Genomic DNA, 20,864 nt, shown 5'->3' with positions numbered 1-20,864 from the left:
TTCACCTCATTAATTCGAAATGGTACGAGATCGCAGCAAGTGCATAAAGCGCCGCTGTCTCCGTACGTAAAATTCGCGGCCCAAAGCCGCATGGCACTGCTCCAGCCTCTACGAATTGACTGACTTCTGCTTCCGTCAATCCGCCTTCGGGGCCGATCATAATCAAGATTGACTGACCGGGAGTGAGAGCTTGAAGACATTGGGCAAACCGCTGCTGTTCATTGGCTTTTGCCTCCTCTTCATAGGCAATGATCACCATATCAAACTGAGCGGCGAAAGCGGCAAGTCCGGCAGCGGACTTTACTGGCAGCACAGCTGGAATTTGTTCACGGTACGCCTGTTCCGCCGCTTCTTTGGCAATTTTCTCAAGACGCTCCACTTTTTTTTCGACCTTCTTCGGCTCCCATTTCACAACAGAGCGACTAGCTGAAAAAGGCTGAAAAGCAACAGCGCCGAGCTCCGTCCCTTTTTGGACGATGAATTCCAGCTTGTCTCCTTTAGGCAGCCCTTGCGCAATTGTCACCTTAACAGGAAGCTCGGTGTTTGGCTTCAGCTCTTCGATAATGCGCGCCGTCACTTGATTCTCGGCGATTTGTTCAATTTGACATTTCACTGTTCGGCCGGCTCCGTCACTGCAAATGATCAGATCCCCTGAATTCATCCGCATCACACGTGAGATATGCTTGACGTCCTCACCCGTGATGATCGCCGTCGTCGGTGAAAGCTGATCCTCTGTTACAAAATAGCGTTGCATCTTTTATCGCCCTCTATTCATCCCTGCTTTTCCGCCAGAATGGCGACCCAATCCTCCATTTCGACGACTTCGTTGATCGTAAAGCCGCCTTCAAGCAGCGCGTCCTTTACTTCTTGCTTCTTCCGCTTAATAATGCCTGATGTAATAAAGCTGCCGCCCGGTTTAAGTATCGCTGCCGCATCTTGAATACACTGGACAACGATTTCCGCCAAAATATTGGCAACGACAATATCAAATGTTCCGGAAATCCCTTGAAGAAGATTATTTTGTTTGACAGAAATTTTCGCTTCCAGCTGATTCAATGCTATGTTTTGTCTCGCGCTCACAACCGCGACATCATCAAGATCAAGAGCGAGCACCTGCTCTGCTCCGAGCTTTGCCGCAGCGATGCTTAATACCCCCGAACCTGTACCGACATCGACAACCTTCTCCCCGCCTTTCACCGTCCGGTCCAATGCCTGAATACAGAGCACCGTCGTCGGGTGAGTGCCCGTGCCAAATGCCATACCGGGATCAAGTTCAATAATCGTTTCCCCTTCCTGCGGGGTATACGTTTCCCATGTCGGCGTAATCGTGATCGACTTTGACACTTTAACAGGCTTATAATATTTTTTCCAGGCCGTTGCCCAGTCCTCTTCATCAACCTCGACTATCTGCACATGATTATGCCCTAGATCGAAATCGTAGACGAGCAGGCCATTTATCGCTTCTTTAATTTCCTCAATCGTTTCCGCCAAAAAACTATTCACCGGGAAATAAGCCTTAATTCGCACCCCTTCTTCAGGATAATCGTCAGGAGAGAGCTGGTAGATTTCGCCGTAATGAATCCCCCATTCCTTTACGAGGTCCAATGGATCTTCAATGACAACCCCGCTTGCACCCGCTTCATGCAGAATATTACATATCGGCTCAACTGCTTCCTCAGTCGTATGAATACTAAACTCCGACCATTTCATCATCTTTTCCAACTCCATCCTTTCAATTCCAGCCAATTATCCTTTAAAGGCCCGCTTCACTTTGGCAAAGAAATTATCATTTTGCTCGTCTGGCCGACCACCGCTCATTTGCGCGAACTCACGAATCAGGTCTTTTTCTTTTTCCGTCAGATTCTTCGGCGTGACGACACGGACTTTCACATGCTGATCTCCTTGCCCACGACCATGGACATTCGGCACTCCTTTGCCGCGCAGGCGGAAGTTTGTTCCCGTCTGGGTGCCGGCAGGGATTTTCAGCTTCACTTTTCCATTTAATGTCGGCACTTCGATTTCATCCCCTAATGCAACCTGGGCAAATGTTAACGGCATTTCGCAGTAAATATCGTCTCCATCGCGCTCGAAGAATTCATGCGGCTTCACATTAAAGACAACAAACAAGTCACCCGGAGGCCCACCATTCGTCCCGGCTTCCCCTTGCCCGGAAACGCGCAGCTGCTGACCATGATCGATGCCGGCAGGGACCTTCACATTAATTTTCTTACGCTTGCGAACTTTCCCCTTGCCGCCGCATGTTGTACATTTTTCCTTAATGAATTTCCCTGTTCCTTGACAATGATGACAAACGCGACGATTGACAACGCGGCCGAATGGTGTGTTTTGTTCGACGTTTAATTGACCGCTTCCGCCACAGTGCGAACATGTTTCTGGCTTCGTTCCAGGCTTTGCGCCCGAACCTGTACACGTCTGACATGTTTCCTCCCGCGGAATTTCGATCTCCGTTTCCTTGCCAAATACCGCTTCCTTAAATTCAAGCGTCATCGTATATTGCAAATCGGCTCCTTGCCGTGGCGCGTTCGGGTTCCGACGTCCCCCGCCGCCAAAGAACATATCAAAGATGTCGCCGAAGCCCCCGCCAAAATCGCCAGCTCCACCGAAGCCTTGATTTGGATCCGTATGGCCAAATTGATCGTAGCGGGCCTTTTTCTGAGGATCACTCAATGTGTCATAGGCTTCTTTTACCTCTTTAAACTTATCCTCAGCATCCGCTTCCTTATTGACATCCGGGTGATACTTGCGCGCCAATTTGCGGTACGCTTTTTTCACCTCATCAACTGAAGCATTCTTATCAACACCAAGGACTTCATAGTAATCTCGTTTACTCATGTCATCCACTCCCGACTCTATTCCATAACGTTCATCATACCATCATAACGTCTTTCCCTGCAAGCTGTACAAAGCAGGCTCAGCTTTCGTTTTTTCGCAGAAAAGGACTTGTTCCCAATCGGGACAAGTCCGCCGAAGGGGCCGCTTTTGAGACTGCCTCTTGAAAAAAGGTTGCCTAAAAAGGTGAATATCCTTTTTAGACAACCCCTAAGATCTTGCACAAGCAAGCAGGAAAGCACGTTCACCCCGTTTGTGCAGACTTCGTGCACCGCTTCGGGAATGTCTCAAAAGCAACGTTCACCCATCACCTGCAAGAAGGCTGTTCATCCTATCTTACTTCTTGTCATCCTCTTTTACTTCTTCATAATCGGCATCGACGACATTGTCATCCTGTTTGCCGGCATCTCCAGCTCCGCCTTCAGCCTGCTGGGAAGCCTGTGCTGCTTGAGCAGCCTGTTCGTACATTTTCGTTGAGAGAGCCATCACAATTTCCTGAAGCTCATCCTTCGCCGTGCGGATTTCGTCAATATTGTTTGATTCAATCGCAGCTTTCAGCTTATCCTTCGCTGCTTCCGCTTTATCCTTTTCCGCCTGGTCAACATTATCGCCAAGATCCTTTAATGTTTTTTCCGTTTGGAAGACAAGCTGATCCGCTTCATTGCGCAGTTCAACTTCTTCACGGCGCTTCTTATCTTCCTCCGCGTTCGCCTCGGCATCCTTCACCATCTGTTCAATTTCTTCATCAGACAAACCGGAAGATGATGTGATCGTGATTGACTGTTCTTTATTTGTGCCAAGATCCTTCGCCTTAACATTGACGATACCGTTCGCATCGATATCAAATGTGACCTCAATTTGCGGTACACCGCGCGGCGCCGGTGGAATGTCTGTTAATTGGAAGCGGCCGAGCGTCTTGTTATAGGCGGCCATTTCACGCTCCCCTTGAAGAACGTGAATATCAACAGATGGCTGGTTATCAGCCGCCGTCGAGAACACCTGTGATTTAGAAGTCGGGATCGTTGTATTCCGTTCAATTAACTTTGTGAACACGCCGCCCATTGTTTCGATTCCTAAAGAAAGCGGAGTGACGTCAAGTAAGACAACATCCTTTACATCTCCTGTAAGAACGCCGGCTTGAACAGCAGCACCGAGCGCCACTACTTCATCAGGGTTTACCCCTTTATGCGGCTCCTTGCCTGTCAGCTTCTTGATTGCTTCCTGTACCGCCGGGATACGCGTTGAACCCCCGACGAGAACAACCTTATCGATTTCGCTCGCTGAAAGTCCAGCGTCAGAAAGCGCATTGCGTGTCGGTCCAAGTGTCCGTTCAACAAGGTCTGCCGACAACTCCTCGAATTTCGCGCGGCTTAGAGAAAGCTCGAGATGCTTCGGCCCTGTCGCGTCAGCCGTAATGAATGGCAAAGAAATTTGCGTCTGCGTCACGCCGGAAAGGTCTTTTTTCGCCTTTTCCGCTGCATCCTTCAGACGCTGCATTGCCATTTTATCCTGGGAAAGATCAATGCCATTGTCCTTTTTAAATTGCTCAACAAGATAGTCGATGATCACTTGGTCGAAATCATCCCCGCCAAGCTTGTTGTCTCCAGATGTTGCTTTTACTTCAAAGAAGCCGTCGCCAAGCTCAAGAATCGAAACGTCAAACGTTCCGCCTCCAAGGTCATAGACGAGAATCGTCTGGTCCTCTTCTTTTTCAAGTCCGTATGCCAATGCAGCGGCAGTCGGTTCGTTGACAATCCGTTCTACTTCAAGCCCGGCAATTTTACCAGCATCCTTTGTCGCCTGGCGCTGGGAATCATTAAAATAGGCCGGTACTGTAATAACCGCCTTTGTGACTTTTTCCCCGAGATACGCTTCCGCATCAGACTTGAGCTTTTGTAAAATAATCGCTGAAATCTCTTGTGGTGTATAGTCTTTTCCTTCCACTGTTTCCTTATGGTTTGTCCCCATATGGCGTTTGATCGAAATAATCGTATTCGGGTTTGTAATCGCCTGACGCTTCGCAACTTCCCCGACAAGGCGCTCACCATCTTTAAACGCAACAACAGATGGAGTTGTACGGTTTCCTTCCGGGTTTGGAATAACTGTTGCTTCGCCGCCTTCCATTACGGCGACACAAGAATTCGTTGTCCCTAAGTCAATCCCAATAACTTTACTCATGGTTTATTCCTCCACTTCACGAATTATCATACATATGTAAAGGATCAAGCGTTAACCTTGACCATCGACGGACGCAGGACGCGATCCTTTAGCTTATAGCCCTTTTGTAATTCTTCCACAATTTGATTCGACTCAAACTCCGGCTCTTCCACTTGCATGACCGCCTGGTGCAGGTGAGGATCAAAAGTTTGCCCAACCGTTTCGATCACTTCGACCCCTTCGTTCTTCAACGTATCCTGAAACTGGCGGTAAACCATTTCCATTCCTTGAAGCAACGATTTCGCTTCATCTGTTTCCGGCTTTACAAGCAAAGCTCGCTCGAAATTGTCGATAACCGGAAGCAATGCCTCGATGACAGCCTGCGATCTATATTTTGCAGCCGCTTCTTTCTCTTCACGAGAACGGCGACGGAAGTTATCATAATCAGCCTGAGTCCGCAAAAGACGGTTCCGCAGATCTTCGATTTCCTTCTGTGCGGCCGTCCCTTCGTCCTCAGCAGCTTCCTCTTCGCTTTCTGCAGCATTTCCTTCAACTACTACTTCTTCTTTGTGCTCTTCTTCAGCCTGAAGCGTTTCTTCTTCGACAGCTTGCGATTCCTTTTCGTTCAATTCGTTCACCTCCTCATAAAATTAACAGATCTTATGTAAAATCAGGCGGGGGCTATCTCAAAAGCCCCCCTGAAAGGCAGCGGCACCGGTTCTGCGAAAGAGCCCCAGCCGGCCGCTTCACCCCCGGTTCAGGTTGAACCGAGCCTGTCATAACTAATTGTCAATATTACCACTTCTACCCTTGTTGATACAACCTTGTTAAGAGCTTCGTTAAATCTTTCGACACAGTATCAAGTACGCCAATCACTCTGCGGTATTCCATTCTTGTCGGACCAAGGATGCCGATCGTTCCCATATGCTTGCCACCTATTGAATATGAAGCCGTAATCAAGCTGCAGTTATCAAACGCTTCAAGCTTGTTTTCCTGGCCGATCTTCACTTGAATACCTGAATGCGGCGTGCGCAAAATCTGGTTCATCTTTTCATCTTCTTCGAGCATGTTCAAGAGAATACGGACTTTTTCAATATCGCGGAATTCGGGCTGCATCAGCAAATTCGTCTTCCCGCTGTAGAAAATCTTTTCCGTTTTTTCCAAATCGACAGAAGGCAGAAGCATCCCGATAATTTGCTCGTAGTTCTGGATATGGGCGCGCAGCACATGTCCAACTTCCGATTTTAATTTATGACGCAGCTGATACAGCGGAACCCCGACGAGCCGTTCATTTAAAATATTGACGGTTCGTTCAAGGTCGGACGCGTCAATGGACTCCGGTACAGAAATCGTCTGGTTCTCAACATGTCCTGTGTCCGTAACGAGGATTAAAATCGCCGACCCTTTACTAAGCGGGATAATTTGAATGTTTTTCAGCGTCGCCTCGAACATTTCCGGACCGAGCACAAGCGAGATATAACTCGTCATATTGGATAAAATTCTAGCTGAATGCTGAATAACCTCTTCCAGTTCCTGAATCCGCTCCGAGAAAATAGAACGGATATCGAGCCTTTCATCTGCTGTTAAGCGATGAGGCTGCAGAAGATGATCAACATAATAGCGATACCCTTTCTGAGAAGGAATACGGCCAGCGGAACTATGAGGCTTTTCTAAAAAGCCGAGCTCCTCCAAATCTGCCATGTCATTTCGTATCGTAGCTGGACTAAATGTTATATCTTCGCGCTTCGAAATACTTCTCGAGCCGACCGGCTCGGCGGAGCGGATATAATCATCAACAATAGCATGTAAAATGAGCAATTGTCTCTCAGTTAACATCCGTATATCACCTCTGTTAGCACTCAACATAAACGAGTGCTAAATCTAATGATAAATTATCAAATCGGGCGCCATTTGTCAATATCGAAACCTTTCTCATCCATTGATGTCTTCATCCAAAACCGCAATAAACTGCTCAAATACTTCATTGCCGAGAAGCAGCCCTTGTTCCGTCAGGACAATCCGCTCCGGCGTCGACTCCAGCAGCCCACGCTCCACCAGTTCATGAATTTGCCGGCCGAAGAAAGCTTCCAGCGTCCGGCCATACTTTTCCTCAAAATGGCTGCGGTTAATGCCGTCGCGTTTTCGTAGCCCCATAAACAGTTCCTCTTCGATCCGTTCGACCCGTGTTACCGGGTGGCTCACGAGAACAGGTGCTTCTTTCTGTCTGATCGCCTGCAAATATTTCGGCAGCGGCCCGTGATTTTGATGGCGGACGCCATCGACATAGCCGTGAGCTCCCGCGCCAAAGCCGTAATACTCTTCATTGTTCCAATAGACGAGATTATGCCTGCTTTCATAGCCTTCTTTGGCAAAATTGCTAATTTCATATTGCAGCAGACCGGCACGCGCCGTTTCACAGCGAAGCTGCTCATACATCGTCACTTCATCTTCTTCTGGAGGAAGCTGCAGCCCGCCTTTACGCTGGCGATTGTAGAAAACGGTTTTCTCCTCAATTTTCAGCGAGTAAGCGGACAGATGCGGAACATCGAGGCGCAGCGCTTCAGCAAGCGTTGCGGCAAATTGCCCGGGAGTTTGCGTCGGCAGGCCGAACATTAAATCGAGTGAGAGATTCGTTAACCCGGCTTTGCGGCTTCGCTCCACCGCACTGACGATGCTTTGGCGGGAGTGTGTTCTTCCGATTTCTTTTAACAGTCCCTCATCAAAGCTCTGTACCCCGAGACTGAGACGGTTAACCCCGCCCTCCATTAATACGGCGATCTTTTCGTCATTGAGGCTGTCGGGATTGACCTCGACCGTATATTCCTCAATGCCCGCCAGTGGCAAAATCTTTCGCATGCCCGTTAACAATCGTTGCAGCTGTTCAGCGGAAAGAGCAGTCGGCGTTCCTCCGCCAATGTAGATCGTGTTCAACCGGTCGGTCGGTTTTGCTTCCATCGTCTGTTCCATTTCCAACAGCAGCGCCTCAATATATTCATCGACTGGCTGATTTTTCAAGAAAACTTTATTAAAGTCACAGTAGTAACAAATATGCTCACAAAAAGGAATGTGGACATAAGCAGCAGTTCTCATTTTTCTCCTCCTTTCAAGGAAGCTGCTAAAAAAGGACGTTTTCCCCTTTTTCAACAGCTTTTTCGTAATGAGCGTAGGCACGCCACGCAGAGACGTTTCTTTTATGGAAAAAAGGAGATAAGCTTGAGACAAAGGGGAGAGCTTTTTCCCTTTGGTCTCAAGCTCGAAGCAGTGTGCCAAGTCTGCGCCTGCTTTAAAAGAGCTGGGACAAAAGGTTGTTTTTTACCATTTACCCAGCCTCTAAGCAATGAGCGGAACCTCCACGATCTTTTAAAGCCCGTTGTGAGTGGGTTTCTCACAACGGGCTTGTGGCGTGTGAAGCCATTGCCAGTAGGTCCAAAGCTAGTTTTGTCTCAAGCTCTTTGCGCAAAACGGAGCCACTGCCGTGTTCCTCTCAACTTCGACTTCCGTTTCAGTCTCATCTCCAAAGCAGCGCCCTCCGGAGCCGCTGCCTCGTTATTGATTCTTTCCTCAGATGCTCTGGCAGGGTGTTAGTCGTCCATGCGCAGCACGGCCATAAAGGCTTCCTGCGGCACTTCGACGTTTCCGACTGCCTTCATCCGCTTTTTACCTTCTTTTTGCTTTTCCAACAGCTTCCGCTTTCGTGAAATGTCACCGCCGTAACATTTCGCCAGAACGTTTTTACGCATCGCTTTAATCGTCGAGCGGGCGATAATTTTTTGCCCGATACTCGCCTGTACAGGGACTTCAAACTGCTGCCGCGGAATAAGCTCTTTCAGCTTCTCGACGATGATTTTGCCGCGGTCGTATGCGAAATCGCGGTGGACAATGACCGACAAGGCGTCGACCTTTTCCCCGTTTAACAGAATGTCCATTTTCACAAGCTTCGACGGCTTGTAGCCGATCAGCTCATAATCAAATGAAGCATAGCCCTTTGTATTCGATTTTAATTGATCAAAGAAATCATAAACGATTTCCGACAACGGAATTTCATAAATGATTTGGACGCGGTTCGCATCGAGATACTGCATATCAATAAAGATACCGCGCTTGCCCTGACAAAGCTCCATCACCGAGCCGACAAAATCATTCGGCACCATAATCGTCGCTTTTACATAAGGCTCCTCGACAACTTCAATTTTTTGCGCGTCAGGCATATTCGCCGGGTTATCAATGCGCAGGTCGTCGCCATTCGTCATTTTGACGTTGTAAATAACACTAGGCGCCGTCGTAATGAGCGTAATGCCGAATTCCCGTTCGATCCGTTCCTGAATGATTTCCATATGCAACAGGCCGAGGAAGCCGCAGCGAAAGCCGAAGCCGAGCGCCTGGGACGTTTCCGGCTCATACTGAAGCGAAGCATCGTTTAATTCAAGCCGCTCCAACGCCTCGCGGAGATCATTGTATTCATTCGTATCAATCGGATAAAGCCCGCAATAAACCATCGGATTCATTCGACGATAGCCCGGTAAAGGCTCCGGCGCGGGGTTGTCTGCCCCAGTAATCGTATCCCCGACGCGCGTATCGCCGACATTTTTGATTGCGGCCGACAAAAAGCCGACATCGCCGACGGTTAATTCATCGCGCTTTTCCGCTTTTGGAGTGAAGACGCCAAGCTCTGTCACTTCAAATTCCTTGCCTGTCGCCATCATTTTGATCTTTTGTCCCGGTTTTACCGTACCTTCGACAATTCGGATGTAGGCGACGACCCCGCGGTAGGAATCATAGAGCGAATCGAAAATCAGCGCCTTCAACGGCGCTTCCGGATCACCGGTCGGCGCAGGCACCTTTTCCACAACCTGCTCGAGAATTTCTTCAATCCCGATTCCATTTTTCGCCGAGGCGAGCACAGCGTCTGACGTGTCGAGGCCAATGACATCCTCGACCTCCTGCTTCACTCTCTCCGGCTCCGCGCTCGGCAAATCAATTTTGTTAATGACCGGCAAAATTTCGAGATCATTATCAAGCGCCAAGTAAACATTCGCCAGCGTCTGCGCCTCAATTCCCTGCGCGGCATCGACGATCAGCAACGCTCCTTCACAGGCGGCCAGGCTCCGCGATACCTCATAGGTGAAATCGACGTGCCCAGGCGTATCAATTAAATGAAAAATATATTCTTCGCCGTCCTGCGCTGTATATGTCAGCTGAACGGCATTCAATTTAATCGTTATCCCACGTTCACGCTCCAAGTCCATGGCGTCAAGGGTTTGCTCTTTCATCTCCCGTTCGGTGAGCGCGCCCGTTTTTTCTAAAATCCGGTCAGCCAAAGTTGATTTCCCGTGGTCAATATGAGCGATAATCGAAAAATTACGGATTTTCGACTGCCGCGCCAGCCTTTGTTCTTTATTCATGACTTGATCACTCCTACATTCTCGTCCAACGTGCACTATTTCTGATTATACCAATGGTTGTCCGCGCAAGCAACAGTGACCTCGCTACAGCGCTGAAACGACTTTTTTACGCTTTGAGCAAGCCCCGAAGCAACAACAGGCCGGCGCTGTTATTTCCTTTGGAGAGCGGCAGATTTTCACCCCGCCTCTTCGCCATTTAATCCTTGGCGGACAAAGGCCATCACCTGTGATAAAAACGAGCGGCTCAGCTTATTCATTCCGTCAGCCAGGGATGTCCCCATTTCCGAAAAGAAATTCAGGCGGCCTACCTCTTCCACACGCGCGTATTTGGCTGTCAGCTCCTGCCGGGAAAGAGAAGGAGCTTCCACCGCGGTTTCCTGCGCCACAATTTCCGGGCTGCTTAATGGCACAGGCTGGCTGATTCCAAGCTGCTCATTCATATATTGGACGCCCGCCAAGGCGCCGAGCAATAAAATCGTACCGATGACGATCACTTGAATCATAAGCCTTTTCACGATCACTCCTCTCCTTTCTCTGTACCGGCATCTACTGCCTCAGCCTGCCAATAATAGTCGGCAAACACATCAGCCACCGCCTCTGCCGTACGATACGTTTCCTCCAATGTGTTATCGACTCCGCCTACTTCCATTAGAATAGACTGATTAGATAAATCCTGATTAAAGCGGCCGTTCGTCGTCGCTCCTTCCTTAATAATGACACCGCGGCTTAATCCCGGATATGTTTCCTCCAGCATATTATGAAGCTCCTCCGCCATATGCAGATTATGCTTATAATTGCTGTTGTTGCCCCCGATAACAAAAATCGTCCGCGCATATTCGGCCCCATTTATCGTTACCGTCGTTCGGTCACGCGGCAATGAATCCCGGTGAATATCGAAGAAAAATTGGAGATCTTGATTTTGCGCCATCGCTTCCTCAACCATTTCTCTTGAAGCATCATACGAGCGCGGATACCCCCAGCCACGCTCCGTCAGGCTCGCCTGAATATCGCGCTGCTCCACTTCGGCGCCGATTCCTCTTTTTTCTAGCTCCTGAGAGAATTTTTCGCCGACTAGCGTAATATTGATTTTGCTATGATGAGCTTCATTCGGAACATCCGTTTCCAGCTCCGGCAAGAACGATTCATAGTTGTGCGAATGAATAATATGAACCACCTTCTTGCCGTTTGTGCTCTCGATCGCATTCGCATCTTCTTCCAACTGCTCCAGCATCGCCAAGCTCTCCTCTGTCGCTTCACGCTCTGCCATCAGCACTTCCATAGGCGGCGCTGATTCGATCGGTAAATTCGTGTAATCCGTTCCTTCTCCGGCAACGGCAATTCTGCCATCGAATAAAGCAAAGCCGGGCAGCTCCCTTCCAAGCAAACTCCGTGGATCATCGGGATTGATACTTGTTGCAACCCTGAAAGCGAGATTGGATACATGTAACGGTTCACTGTCCTCCGGCAGCACCTGGGCAAAATATTGATTCTCCATTGCCAGGACGTGGACGAAATGTTCCCCGGTAAATTCACTCGCCCATTCATGAACCTGTGTCGAAGCAAGCCCATATCCCGGTTCCACGGAAGTGAGCATACCGGCAAAAAGAAACAGGATTATGATTCCAGCTATGACGAGGGCCATATAACGTTTCAGGCTCGTCCGATTCAGCGTGACAGTAATTCCATGAAATTGCTTTTTTCGCATAGTCTCTCTCCTTCTCCTCTGGTGTAGCGGCTGCATTTGATACTTGTCCGATTCTTCTTCCGACTTTTAAAAAGGAGCTTTATTAACTTCTATGAGAGTGCAGGTGAAAATAGACATCGCTTTTCTCAGACAATAGACAAAACGCTGCTTGGAGCGGGCTTTTTTTAAAACCTCACAAAAAAAGACCTGCCCCAAAAGGTTAATTTCTACCTTTTTGGACAAGTCCAGTGTTGTATGCTGTTTCAATCTTTTTGGTCGACCCGCCTTTTGACCTGTCTGCGGCTGCTAACGCGTATAGGCGCCGACATTTCCCTGATCGACCTGGCGATGCAAGGCCGCATTTAGGCCTGAAGCGATGACATTGGCCATATCTTCAATAAAGACATCAACTTCCTTCGGTGTCACCATTAAATTGTGTCCAAGCGGCGCCAATACTTCGCGAATGAGCTGACGCTTTTCCTCCTCCGGCAAAGTGCCGACCATTCCCATTAACGTCCGGCGCTTTTCTTCTGCCGGCAAATCCTCTTCGGTCAGCTTTCTCGTTTCACCAAATGTCATGCCCGCGGGAGTCAGTGAACGCGAAGGCGCCTTACCTTCCTTCATTTCCCGGCCAAAATGCTTCAGCACATAGTCAATCGTGTCGCTCGTGATGGAAACCGCATCGACGACGGTCGGTATGCCAACGGCGATCACTGGAATACCGAGTGCATCCTTGCTCAATTCCTTCCGCTTATTGCCGACCCCGCTTCCGGGATGAATGCCGGTATCTGAAATTTGAATCGTCGTATTGACCCGTTCAATCGAGCGGGCGGCAAGCGCATCAATCGCAATCACAAAATCCGGCTTTGTCTTTTCAATAATGCCGTAAATCATGTCACTCGTCTCAATTCCGGTAATCCCCATCACGCCCGGAACGATCGCGCTGACCGGACGGAAGCCTTCCTGCACCTGCTCCGGAGCAAGCTCAAATAAATGCCGGGTAATCAACAGATTTTCGACCGCCAGCGGCCCGAGGGCATCCGGTGTCACATTCCAGTTTCCAAGTCCGACGACGAGGCATGTATCGGTTTCTTTAATGCCAATATCGGTCATAAAGGAATGAAACGCGTCGGCAAACACCCGCTCCATTTTTTCCTGAAGATCGGTATCCTTTCTTCGAATGCCCTGCGCTTCAAATGTCAAATAATGACCGGGCTTTTTGTTCATCCGCTTCGCCCCTACTTCGTCGACATGAACGTGAGTAAGCGTCACCCCTTCAATCGTTTCTTCCTTTATCTCTACACCGCTGACTTCTTCGGCGGCGACGCTCTCCTGCTTTTTCTGTTCCTCCTCCAATACCATTTCCCGTGCTTCTACAGCTAAATCCGTCCGGACCTGATAGCGCTCCAAATTTAATTCGTCAGCCATCTTGACCACCTCACTTCGGAATAATTATCTCGCACGTGTAGTGTTTCCACTCCTGTTTTTTTTCATTCTTCCGGAAATGGCGTCAAGAAAAAACCTTTCATCTCACTTTCCTCTATTGCAATTACGGGCCATTTTTGATAGAATGCAATTTGTTGTATAAACGAAGCAAAGCCGTTCCTCATTAAGGAATTGATGATCGATCAGGAGGTGAAAGATATGCCAAATATTAAATCAGCGATCAAGCGTGTGAAAACAAACGATAAGCGTCGCGCTCACAATGTAGCGATCAAATCTGCTCTTCGCACAGCTATCAAAAACTTTGAAGCAAAGGCTGCCGCAGGTGAAGTGGAAGCTGCAACTGCGCTATACTCAGAAGCTAGCAAAAAGCTTGATAAAGCAGCAAGCAAAGGACTTATTCATAAAAATGCTGCCTCTCGTCAAAAGTCCCGCTTAGCAAAGCAGCTTAACAGTGTTTCTGCATCATAAGAAAAACGCCTGAGGCGTTTTTTCTTAAAAGAGGGTGTTCCCAAAAGCGTTAGCTTTTCGGAACACCCTCTTTTTCATGCATGCTGGATCGAAGCGCTCGCCAGCTTTAACAGAAGCAGCTCTACTCCGAGCACCTTGTCCACCTTGCCGGATTTAATCGCGTAATCTGTATCGGCGCATTGCTTCAGCAAGGTTAACAGCTGCCGATCCTCGAAACGCCCGGCCTGCTGGCTGGCCAGCTTGACCACATATGGATGGAGCTTAAGCTGGGCCGCCATCTGCTTCTGCGAATAAGCGCGCCGCGTCAGCTCCTTCACCTGGTAATAAATTCTGAGCTGCCGCGCGATCAGCACAAGCAGCTTAAGCGGTTCTTCCTTTTTTTTCAGCAAATCATGGTATAAAAGCAGAGCTTCATGCGCTTGCTGCTTCACCGCCAGATCAAGCAGGGCAAAGACATCCTGCTCGAGCGACCGGGCGACGAGCAGCGCGACGACATCCTCGTCAACCTGGCCGTTCTCCCCGACATATAAAGCGAGCTTCTCGATTTCCGAGGCGAGCAGCAGAAGCTGTGGGCCGACCCGCTCCAACAGATGCTCTTTTCCCCGGCCGGAAAACTGAAATCCTTTTTCCCGCGCCTGATCTTCGAGCCATTCCTCGGTCATTTTCGCGTCGAAAGGTGCACAGTCAACGACCGCCGCATGCTCTTTTAACGCTTTTGTGATTTTTTTTCGTTCATCAAGCTTCTCATATGGACTGACGAGGAGGAGGATCGATTCCGGCAAAGGTGAGGTGAGATAGCGCTCCAATCTGCTCAGATCATGCTCGATTTTCCCTTCCGGTTTCTGGCTCGTCACAAAAAAGAAATCCTGAACAATGACGATTTTCTTTCCGCCAAAAAACGGGAACGTTTCGGCTTCTTCTACCGCGAGCTCAAGCGGCGTATCGAGTAAGCTGTATGTAATGACGTTTTCCTGCTCCACCGCCGCTTTGGCGATCACCTGCTGGGTAATATCCTCCATTAAAAACGTTTGCGTGCCATGCAAAAAATACACACGGTCTATGCCGCCCTGCTCAAGCTTTTTTTTACTTTTAATGTATGACATGACGAACCTTCCTCTTTTTTCCTGCATTTTCTTTCGGCCGTTCGGGTATGCTTACAGTATCTCCTGTTCTTCTAGCTTACCCAAGCTATGTCCAGAAAACAAGGGAAAGAAAGCGAACATAAGGGGTGGAGTCCCTCAGAACCACACCCCATTTATGATAAACGCCAAGCAGCAAGCTCCCGGGTGCGCCTGCCCTCGACGATAACCATAACCGCCTTCAGTTGTTATGATATCCTATTCCGGCGTAAACTATAGGTGACAACTCTTTACAATCAAGCCAGTCGATTGTTCATAAAATAGTTGTTTTTTCCTTTTTCCCCTTACAGCGCTTGCCGCGAAGCTCCGCTTTCAGGAATCAACGTGGACAGCCGGCGGTGTTCCGCTTTTCCGTCTAGCTTTTTAAAGGCTCATCCCGTATACTATAGGTTGAACAAGGAGGGGTGCCAGATGAATCATTTTGAAAAAGACGTACAAAGCAAACGTAATGATGCGATTGATTCTGGTGTGGCCTTTGTCGCCTCTTTCGGTTTCTTTGCACTACTTTTTATCATTGCTAATCTCGTCGATGTATTTAGTGCATTTTAAAAAAACCAAAGTGAGGCCACCAGGCCAAAAAGAGCTGATTTCCACTTCATGTGTGAATCGGCTTCTTTTTTTTGAAAAACATGGTTGAGAAGAAACGATACGGAGACCAACCAGGGCTTTTGGCGATACGCTTGGCCTTCCTCCGCTTCTACGGAAGGTCTTTAGGCGTTTTTCGCGCCCGGGTTACCTTTATTTGTCCATCCTTTAGTTCGAGCCGGACAGCTCCCTGGTTACTTTGCCATACCCCGACATGATGGGTCGCCAAACGTGTCAGCACTTCGGGATGCGGATGGCCGAAACGATTGTTGCGTCCGGCAGAAATGAACGCCGCTTTTGGCTTAAGCTGATCGACAAACGCTTCCGTCGTCGAGGTTCTGCTCCCATGATGACCGACTTTTAAAATATCGGCCTTCAGCTCCGGGTACGCCGCAAGCAGGCGACGCTCCCCGCCCTCCTCAAGATCACCGGTAAAGAGAAACGAAACACCCTCGATTTCCGCGTACAGCACAATCGACCGTTCATTGACGTTCGGATCAGCAGCCGCTTGTTCGTCCGGCGCTAAAATGACAAAGCGATTCTCGCCGACCGCCCAGCTCTCTCCTTTCCCGACAACGCGAATCGGCGCCTGGCGCTGCAACGCAGTCAAAATCTCCCTTTCATGCTCTTCAATGTCCGCACTGCTGTAAAGCACTTCCTTGATGCTGACCGCCTCATTCAATGCCAAGGCCCCGCCAATGTGGTCGAGGTGACCATGCGATAAAATGAGACGGTCGATTTGGCGAATACCGCGTGCTTTTAATTCAGGAACGACAATATCAGCTCCTACATCAAATGGCCGACGACGTCGACGCCATTCATCATCAAAATAAGTGACCGTCCCGCCCGTATCAAGCAGATACACCTCCTTCCGATAAGGCAATTCAAGCAAAAAGCTGTCTCCCTGTCCGACATCAAGCATCGTCACCTTTGCCCGGCCATCGAAATACGGGGCAAGTATTTGGACAGCCAGCAGGATACCAAGAACGCACACCGGCATCCGCCACCAGCCCGTCTTGCCCCGCTCCCAGGCAAGACAGCCATAGAGAAGCACTCCGTAGAAAACGATAACGAACGAAAACGACGGTTTCCCGGTAATGATCATCGTCCAGCGCTGCTGGGCCAATTCAACTAAGCCGGAATGCGCGAGGTTCACTCCCCATTCCAACAGAGCGAGGCAAATATTCATAGATGCCGGGAGCCAAAGTGAGAGAAAAAAGCCAAGAAAAACGAGCGGCAGGACGCAAAACGAAATAAAGGGGACATAGAACAAGTTAACGAGTATGCTGATCCAGGAAATTTCGTAAAAATGGAAAAGAAGAAGAGGCATAGCGATTAGCTGTGATAAAGTCGTTATGCTGAGGAGCTGGGCAAGCGGATGATCATAACGACGCTGAATCAGGGGAGCTGATAGAAGCAGGGCAAACGTGATAAGAAAAGACAGCTGAAAGCCAAGCTGAAACAGGGCTGCCGGCTGGATCAGAAGATAGATCATATAAACCGCCGCTACCGCTGCCAAAGGAGGCATCCTGAGCTTGAAACGCAAGCAGACGAGAACGATCATCGTCATGCAGGAAGCCCGAATGACAGAAGGGGCCGCACCGGCGACAATCATGTAAAGCGGGAGGAAACAAAACAGCACGTCAAAGGCCCGTTCACGGGTGATCCCGAAACGAATCAATCCGTAAAAGCCCGCTGCTGTGATGAGACCGACATGCAAGCCGGAGATCGCCAAAAGATGAATAACCCCCAGCTGCTGATAAGCATGGAGAATATCCTCATCAATTAACAGCCGCTCGCCGAATAAAAGAGCAACCATGATGCCGGCCAGCTCTGGAGAAACGGTTTCCTCCATCGCGTCCATCTGTGTCTGCCGCCAGCGCTGGAGCATCGTTCTGACCGTCGTGCCTGTCTGATGACAGTCGATTCCTCCTTGTTTGGCGCGGACAATCCAATAAATATGCTGTTGTTCCATCAAATATTGTCGGTAATCAAATTGGGCAAAATTTGTTGGGGGTAGGGGGCTGGTGAGGGCGCCGTTGATCACACATTTATCACCGGGAGAAAAGCGTTTAAAGAAGCGTTGTTCGCTTTCGCTTGTCAGATAGGCCTGGACGAGAAGCTTTTCACCAGAAGAGGCTTTTACCCGCATCGTCAAACGGTCACCATCGACAACGGGAATATCGGAGATCGTCGCCAGGAGTGTCTGATTGCCGGCCGTATGAACCGTTTCGTGGCGTTCAAGTTCACTAAGCCCGATGAGATAATAAAAGGTAAAAACTGCCGCCACGCTGAGGAACAGCAGACGAAACCTCGTTCGCTGCCGGCATACAAAGAAAAGAAAGACGACTGTAAAGAGGCAGTATGCAAAACTTGGACCGCGTAAAGCTAAAATAAGGCCCAATGACGCCGCAATGGCGAAGAAAGGAAGCAACCTCGTCAAAGACTCACCTCCCTGCTTCCCTTTGCCTCATCAGGAAAAGAGCTTGTCAGCCTCGGCTTGGAGCCTTTGCAATTCCTCTTCGTCAGCTCCTGCCTGCTTCAGGCGTTCAAGCAGCCCTGTGGCAAAGGCTTTTTTTTGAAGCTGCTCCTGCTCATTGTAAAGATTATGATAAGGAACTTGCACAACGGTCACACCCGCTTCGGCGAACATATCGATCGCGTATGGATGGTTTTTGTAGTCTTCGGCATAATAGACCGTTTTGATCCCGGCTTGGATAAGCGCTTTCGAACAATGAACACACGGGAAATGCGTCACATAAATTTCCGCGCCGTTTGTCGGTACGCCAAACTTGGCACATTGCAGCAGCGCATTAATTTCAGCATGGACCGTGCGAATACAATGATTATCAACGACATAACAGCCTTCATCAATGCAGTGCGCGCCACCAGTCACAGAACCATTGTAGCCGCCGGCGATAATCCGTTTTTCCCGCACAATGGTCGCACCGACCATTAAACGCGTGCATGTGCTGCGCAAAGCGAGCAAATGACTTTGCGCCATAAAATACTGATCCCAGGAAATTCTCTCCACTTCATACACTCCTCTTTCTGTTTGAAAGGAGTTGTCCCAAAAGGACCTCTCGGGGCAACTCCGTTTTTACCGCGGAAGCCTAGGCCTGGCTTTTCTGCAAAGCCTGCTCCAAGTCGGCGATAATATCTTGAATTCCTTCAATCCCAATCGAGAGCCGGATAAGCTCCGGTGAAACTCCTGCCGCTCTTTGGTCGGCTTCACTTAATTGCTGATGGGTCGTGCTCGCCGGATGAATGACCAATGATTTTGCATCGCCGACGTTTGCTACATGTGAAAACATCTCCAAAGCATTAATAAATCGTTTGCCTTCTTCCAGGCCGCCTTTAATGCCAAACGTTAAAATCGCGCCCTTGCCTTTTGGAAGATAGCGTTCCGCGCTTTGATAGGAACGGTGAGAGGAAAGTCCGGCATACGAGACCCATTCCACTAATTCATGCTTATCCAAATATTCTGCCACACTCTGCGCGTTTTCGCAATGACGTTCCATCCGCAAATGCAGTGTCTCCAGCCCTTGCAGCATCAGGAACGCGTTCATTGGCGCGATTGCCGGACCAAGATCCCTCAACAGCTGAACGCGTGCTTTAATAATATAAGCGAGCGGGCCGAGCGCTTCTGTATAGACAAGACCGTGATAGCTTGGATCCGGCTCTGTCAAGCCCGGGAATTTGCCATTATTCCAGTCAAACTTGCCACTGTCAACAATGATCCCCCCGATCGACGTCCCGTGCCCTCCGATAAATTTCGTCGCTGAATGAACGACAATATCCGCCCCATGTTCAATCGGCCGGCAAAGCGCCGGCGTGACAAACGTCGCGTCAACCATCAACGGCAGATTATGACGATGGGCGACGTCAGCAACGGCTGCGATGTCAAGCACATCCCCGTTCGGATTGCCGATTACTTCGGCGAAGACTACTTTTGTTTTTTCATTGATGGCTTCCTCGAAAGCCTCCGGCTTCATTCCGTCCACAAGGCGGACGGTGATGCCAATTTTTTTAAACGTGTGGACAAATAGATTGTACGTCCCTCCATAAAGCGAGCTTGAAGCGACAACCTCATCCCCCGCTTCACAGATGTTCAAAATCGCCAGGTGGATCGCCGAGCTGCCACTCGCTGTCGCCAGCGCCCCAATTCCTCCTTCAAGCTCGGCCATCCGCTTTTCAAAGACATCCTGTGTCGGATTCATAATTCGCGTGTAAATATTGCCGAACTCTTTTAAAGCGAACAGGTCGGCGGCATGCTCTGTATCTTTAAACCCGTAAGACGTCGTTTGATAAATCGGCACCGCTCTTGCCTGCGTGGCTGAATCCACTCCTTGCCCTCCATGAACAGCGATCGTCTCGATCGACCAGCTTCTCTTTTCTGTCATTTCTTTCTCCTCCCAATTAAACGGAATAATCGTACAGACTTATTTTATCAGAATATTCTTTTAGTTGAAATGCTTTCATTTGACACTGATATGCTCTCGCAGCTGTTCAAGCGTCTTCGCCCCGATACCCGGCACGTCAAGCAATTGCTCGACATCGCTGAATCGTCCTTGTTCCTCGCGATAAGCGATAATCGCTTCCGCCTTCGCCGGGCCAATTCCCGGCAGCTGCTCGAGCTCCGTGGCGTCAGCCTGATTGATCGCGATTTTACCAGCCCGATCCGCTCCGTTACTTGTCGGCATCTCCTCCGTTTCCCCTTCTGTTGGAACATAAATCATCATTTCATCATAGATGCGTTCGGCCAAATTAAGCTGTTGCTCCGCCGCATCCTCCCGAAATCCTCCGGCGCGTTCGATCGCATCATAAACCCGGCTCTCTTCCTCAAGCTTATAAAGGCCGGGTGCCTGCACCGCTCCCTTTACATCAACGATAATCACCTGCTCCGCCGGCGTCTCTTCCTCTGCGGCTGCCTCATTCTCAACTTCAAATAAAAAATCATTACCCGCCTGGGCGACCTCATCTATTTGAGCGTTGCGAAAATGTTGAAAGAGGACTACACTTACTAAAAGAGCTACGACGCCGACAAGAGCAAGCTGTAGCCGATTAGACTTTACTGTTTTCACGGGGATCACTCCTGTTCTAAAATCGGATTTTCGTTCGTGAGAATAAGCA

General features: G+C 49.3%; 18 protein-coding genes. 2 read left to right on the top strand and 16 right to left on the bottom strand.

Annotated elements, in window-relative coordinates:
• Position 1: 1 nt before the first annotated feature.
• From M3202_RS01790 to gpr, 11 genes are all read right to left on the bottom strand, one after another.
• A complete protein-coding gene (locus M3202_RS01790; RefSeq protein ID WP_251221653.1) occupies positions 2 to 754 on the bottom strand; it encodes a 16S rRNA (uracil(1498)-N(3))-methyltransferase in 753 nt (250 codons plus the stop codon).
• A gap of 17 nt (positions 755 to 771) precedes the next feature.
• Positions 772 to 1,710, bottom strand: coding sequence for a 50S ribosomal protein L11 methyltransferase (gene prmA, locus M3202_RS01785; protein WP_251221802.1), 939 nt, complete (start codon positions 1,708 to 1,710; stop codon positions 772 to 774).
• A 36-nt stretch (positions 1,711 to 1,746) separates the two neighbouring features.
• Entirely contained in the window at positions 1,747 to 2,853 is a 1,107-nt protein-coding gene (dnaJ, locus tag M3202_RS01780; protein WP_251221652.1) for a molecular chaperone DnaJ, read from the bottom strand.
• 333 nt (positions 2,854 to 3,186) lie between these two features.
• Positions 3,187 to 5,028, bottom strand: coding sequence for a molecular chaperone DnaK (dnaK, locus tag M3202_RS01775; RefSeq protein ID WP_251221651.1), 1,842 nt, complete (start codon positions 5,026 to 5,028; stop codon positions 3,187 to 3,189).
• Between the two features lie 44 nt (positions 5,029 to 5,072).
• A complete protein-coding gene (gene grpE / locus M3202_RS01770) occupies positions 5,073 to 5,636 on the bottom strand; it encodes a nucleotide exchange factor GrpE (protein ID WP_285890061.1) in 564 nt (187 codons plus the stop codon).
• 175 nt (positions 5,637 to 5,811) lie between these two features.
• Entirely contained in the window at positions 5,812 to 6,843 is a 1,032-nt protein-coding gene (hrcA, locus tag M3202_RS01765; RefSeq protein WP_251221649.1) for a heat-inducible transcriptional repressor HrcA, read from the bottom strand.
• Positions 6,844 to 6,939: 96 nt separating this feature from the next.
• Positions 6,940 to 8,097: a radical SAM family heme chaperone HemW gene (gene hemW, locus M3202_RS01760; protein WP_251221648.1), complete on the bottom strand. Its 1,158-nt coding sequence runs from the start codon at positions 8,095 to 8,097 to the stop codon at positions 6,940 to 6,942.
• A gap of 491 nt (positions 8,098 to 8,588) precedes the next feature.
• A complete protein-coding gene (gene lepA, locus M3202_RS01755; protein ID WP_251221647.1) occupies positions 8,589 to 10,409 on the bottom strand; it encodes a translation elongation factor 4 in 1,821 nt (606 codons plus the stop codon).
• Between the two features lie 176 nt (positions 10,410 to 10,585).
• Positions 10,586 to 10,924 (bottom strand): DUF3679 domain-containing protein, encoded by a 339-nt coding sequence (locus M3202_RS01750; RefSeq protein WP_251221646.1) that lies wholly within the window; start codon positions 10,922 to 10,924, stop codon positions 10,586 to 10,588.
• 2 nt (positions 10,925 to 10,926) lie between these two features.
• Positions 10,927 to 12,114 (bottom strand): stage II sporulation protein P, encoded by a 1,188-nt coding sequence (locus tag M3202_RS01745; protein WP_251221645.1) that lies wholly within the window; start codon positions 12,112 to 12,114, stop codon positions 10,927 to 10,929.
• Between the two features lie 285 nt (positions 12,115 to 12,399).
• Positions 12,400 to 13,521, bottom strand: coding sequence for a GPR endopeptidase (gpr, locus tag M3202_RS01740; RefSeq protein WP_251221644.1), 1,122 nt, complete (start codon positions 13,519 to 13,521; stop codon positions 12,400 to 12,402).
• A 216-nt stretch (positions 13,522 to 13,737) separates the two neighbouring features.
• On the opposite strand from gpr, the gene rpsT reads away from it, so the two are divergent.
• Positions 13,738 to 14,007, top strand: coding sequence for a 30S ribosomal protein S20 (gene rpsT, locus M3202_RS01735; protein WP_251221643.1), 270 nt, complete (start codon positions 13,738 to 13,740; stop codon positions 14,005 to 14,007).
• 74 nt (positions 14,008 to 14,081) lie between these two features.
• On the opposite strand, the gene holA is transcribed toward rpsT, so the two are convergent.
• Positions 14,082 to 15,110 carry a DNA polymerase III subunit delta gene (gene holA, locus M3202_RS01730; protein ID WP_251221642.1) on the bottom strand — a complete coding sequence of 343 codons (1,029 nt, stop codon included), beginning with the start codon at positions 15,108 to 15,110 and terminating at the stop codon, positions 14,082 to 14,084.
• 447 nt (positions 15,111 to 15,557) lie between these two features.
• Between holA and M3202_RS01725 the strand changes: the two genes are divergently transcribed.
• Positions 15,558 to 15,695, top strand: a complete 138-nt coding sequence (locus tag M3202_RS01725) for a YqzM family protein (protein ID WP_251194249.1) — start codon at positions 15,558 to 15,560, stop codon at positions 15,693 to 15,695.
• 148 nt (positions 15,696 to 15,843) lie between these two features.
• Here the strand turns inward: M3202_RS01725 and M3202_RS01720 are convergent, their stop codons facing one another.
• The 4 genes from M3202_RS01720 to M3202_RS01705 all read right to left on the bottom strand — a co-directional run bounded on the left by M3202_RS01720 (position 15,844) and on the right by M3202_RS01705 (position 20,815).
• Positions 15,844 to 18,174 (bottom strand): DNA internalization-related competence protein ComEC/Rec2, encoded by a 2,331-nt coding sequence (locus M3202_RS01720; RefSeq protein ID WP_251221641.1) that lies wholly within the window; start codon positions 18,172 to 18,174, stop codon positions 15,844 to 15,846.
• A gap of 30 nt (positions 18,175 to 18,204) precedes the next feature.
• A complete protein-coding gene (locus M3202_RS01715; RefSeq protein WP_251221640.1) occupies positions 18,205 to 18,765 on the bottom strand; it encodes a ComE operon protein 2 in 561 nt (186 codons plus the stop codon).
• Between the two features lie 79 nt (positions 18,766 to 18,844).
• The gene (locus tag M3202_RS01710; RefSeq protein WP_251221639.1) at positions 18,845 to 20,134 is read right to left on the bottom strand and encodes a homocysteine synthase; all 1,290 of its coding nucleotides are present in this window, start codon (positions 20,132 to 20,134) and stop codon (positions 18,845 to 18,847) included.
• Positions 20,135 to 20,209: 75 nt separating this feature from the next.
• Positions 20,210 to 20,815 (bottom strand): helix-hairpin-helix domain-containing protein, encoded by a 606-nt coding sequence (locus M3202_RS01705; RefSeq protein WP_251221638.1) that lies wholly within the window; start codon positions 20,813 to 20,815, stop codon positions 20,210 to 20,212.
• Positions 20,816 to 20,864 lie beyond the last annotated feature (49 nt).

This window comes from Halalkalibacter oceani (assembly GCF_023715605.1).
GTDB classification, from domain to species: Bacteria; Bacillota; Bacilli; order Bacillales; family Bacillaceae_D; genus Halalkalibacter; species Halalkalibacter oceani.
The sequence above is the reverse complement of the archived record's forward strand: the minus strand, read 5'-3'. Positions and strand labels throughout refer to the sequence as shown.

Excerpts from the sequence above, each read along its gene's own strand:
- M3202_RS01790 (WP_251221653.1), bottom strand. The coding sequence starts at position 754 with ATGCAACGCTATTTTGTAACAGAGGATCAGCTTTCACCGACGACGGCG.
- prmA (WP_251221802.1), bottom strand. The coding sequence starts at position 1,710 with ATGAAATGGTCGGAGTTTAGTATTCATACGACTGAGGAAGCAGTTGAG.
- dnaJ (WP_251221652.1), bottom strand. The coding sequence starts at position 2,853 with ATGAGTAAACGAGATTACTATGAAGTCCTTGGTGTTGATAAGAATGCT.
- dnaK (WP_251221651.1), bottom strand. The coding sequence starts at position 5,028 with ATGAGTAAAGTTATTGGGATTGACTTAGGGACAACGAATTCTTGTGTC.
- hrcA (WP_251221649.1), bottom strand. The coding sequence starts at position 6,843 with ATGTTAACTGAGAGACAATTGCTCATTTTACATGCTATTGTTGATGAT.
- hemW (WP_251221648.1), bottom strand. The coding sequence starts at position 8,097 with ATGAGAACTGCTGCTTATGTCCACATTCCTTTTTGTGAGCATATTTGT.
- lepA (WP_251221647.1), bottom strand. The coding sequence starts at position 10,409 with ATGAATAAAGAACAAAGGCTGGCGCGGCAGTCGAAAATCCGTAATTTT.
- M3202_RS01745 (WP_251221645.1), bottom strand. The coding sequence starts at position 12,114 with ATGCGAAAAAAGCAATTTCATGGAATTACTGTCACGCTGAATCGGACG.
- gpr (WP_251221644.1), bottom strand. The coding sequence starts at position 13,521 with ATGGCTGACGAATTAAATTTGGAGCGCTATCAGGTCCGGACGGATTTA.
- rpsT (WP_251221643.1), top strand. The coding sequence starts at position 13,738 with ATGCCAAATATTAAATCAGCGATCAAGCGTGTGAAAACAAACGATAAG.
- holA (WP_251221642.1), bottom strand. The coding sequence starts at position 15,110 with ATGTCATACATTAAAAGTAAAAAAAAGCTTGAGCAGGGCGGCATAGAC.
- M3202_RS01725 (WP_251194249.1), top strand. The coding sequence starts at position 15,558 with ATGAATCATTTTGAAAAAGACGTACAAAGCAAACGTAATGATGCGATT.
- M3202_RS01710 (WP_251221639.1), bottom strand. The coding sequence starts at position 20,134 with ATGACAGAAAAGAGAAGCTGGTCGATCGAGACGATCGCTGTTCATGGA.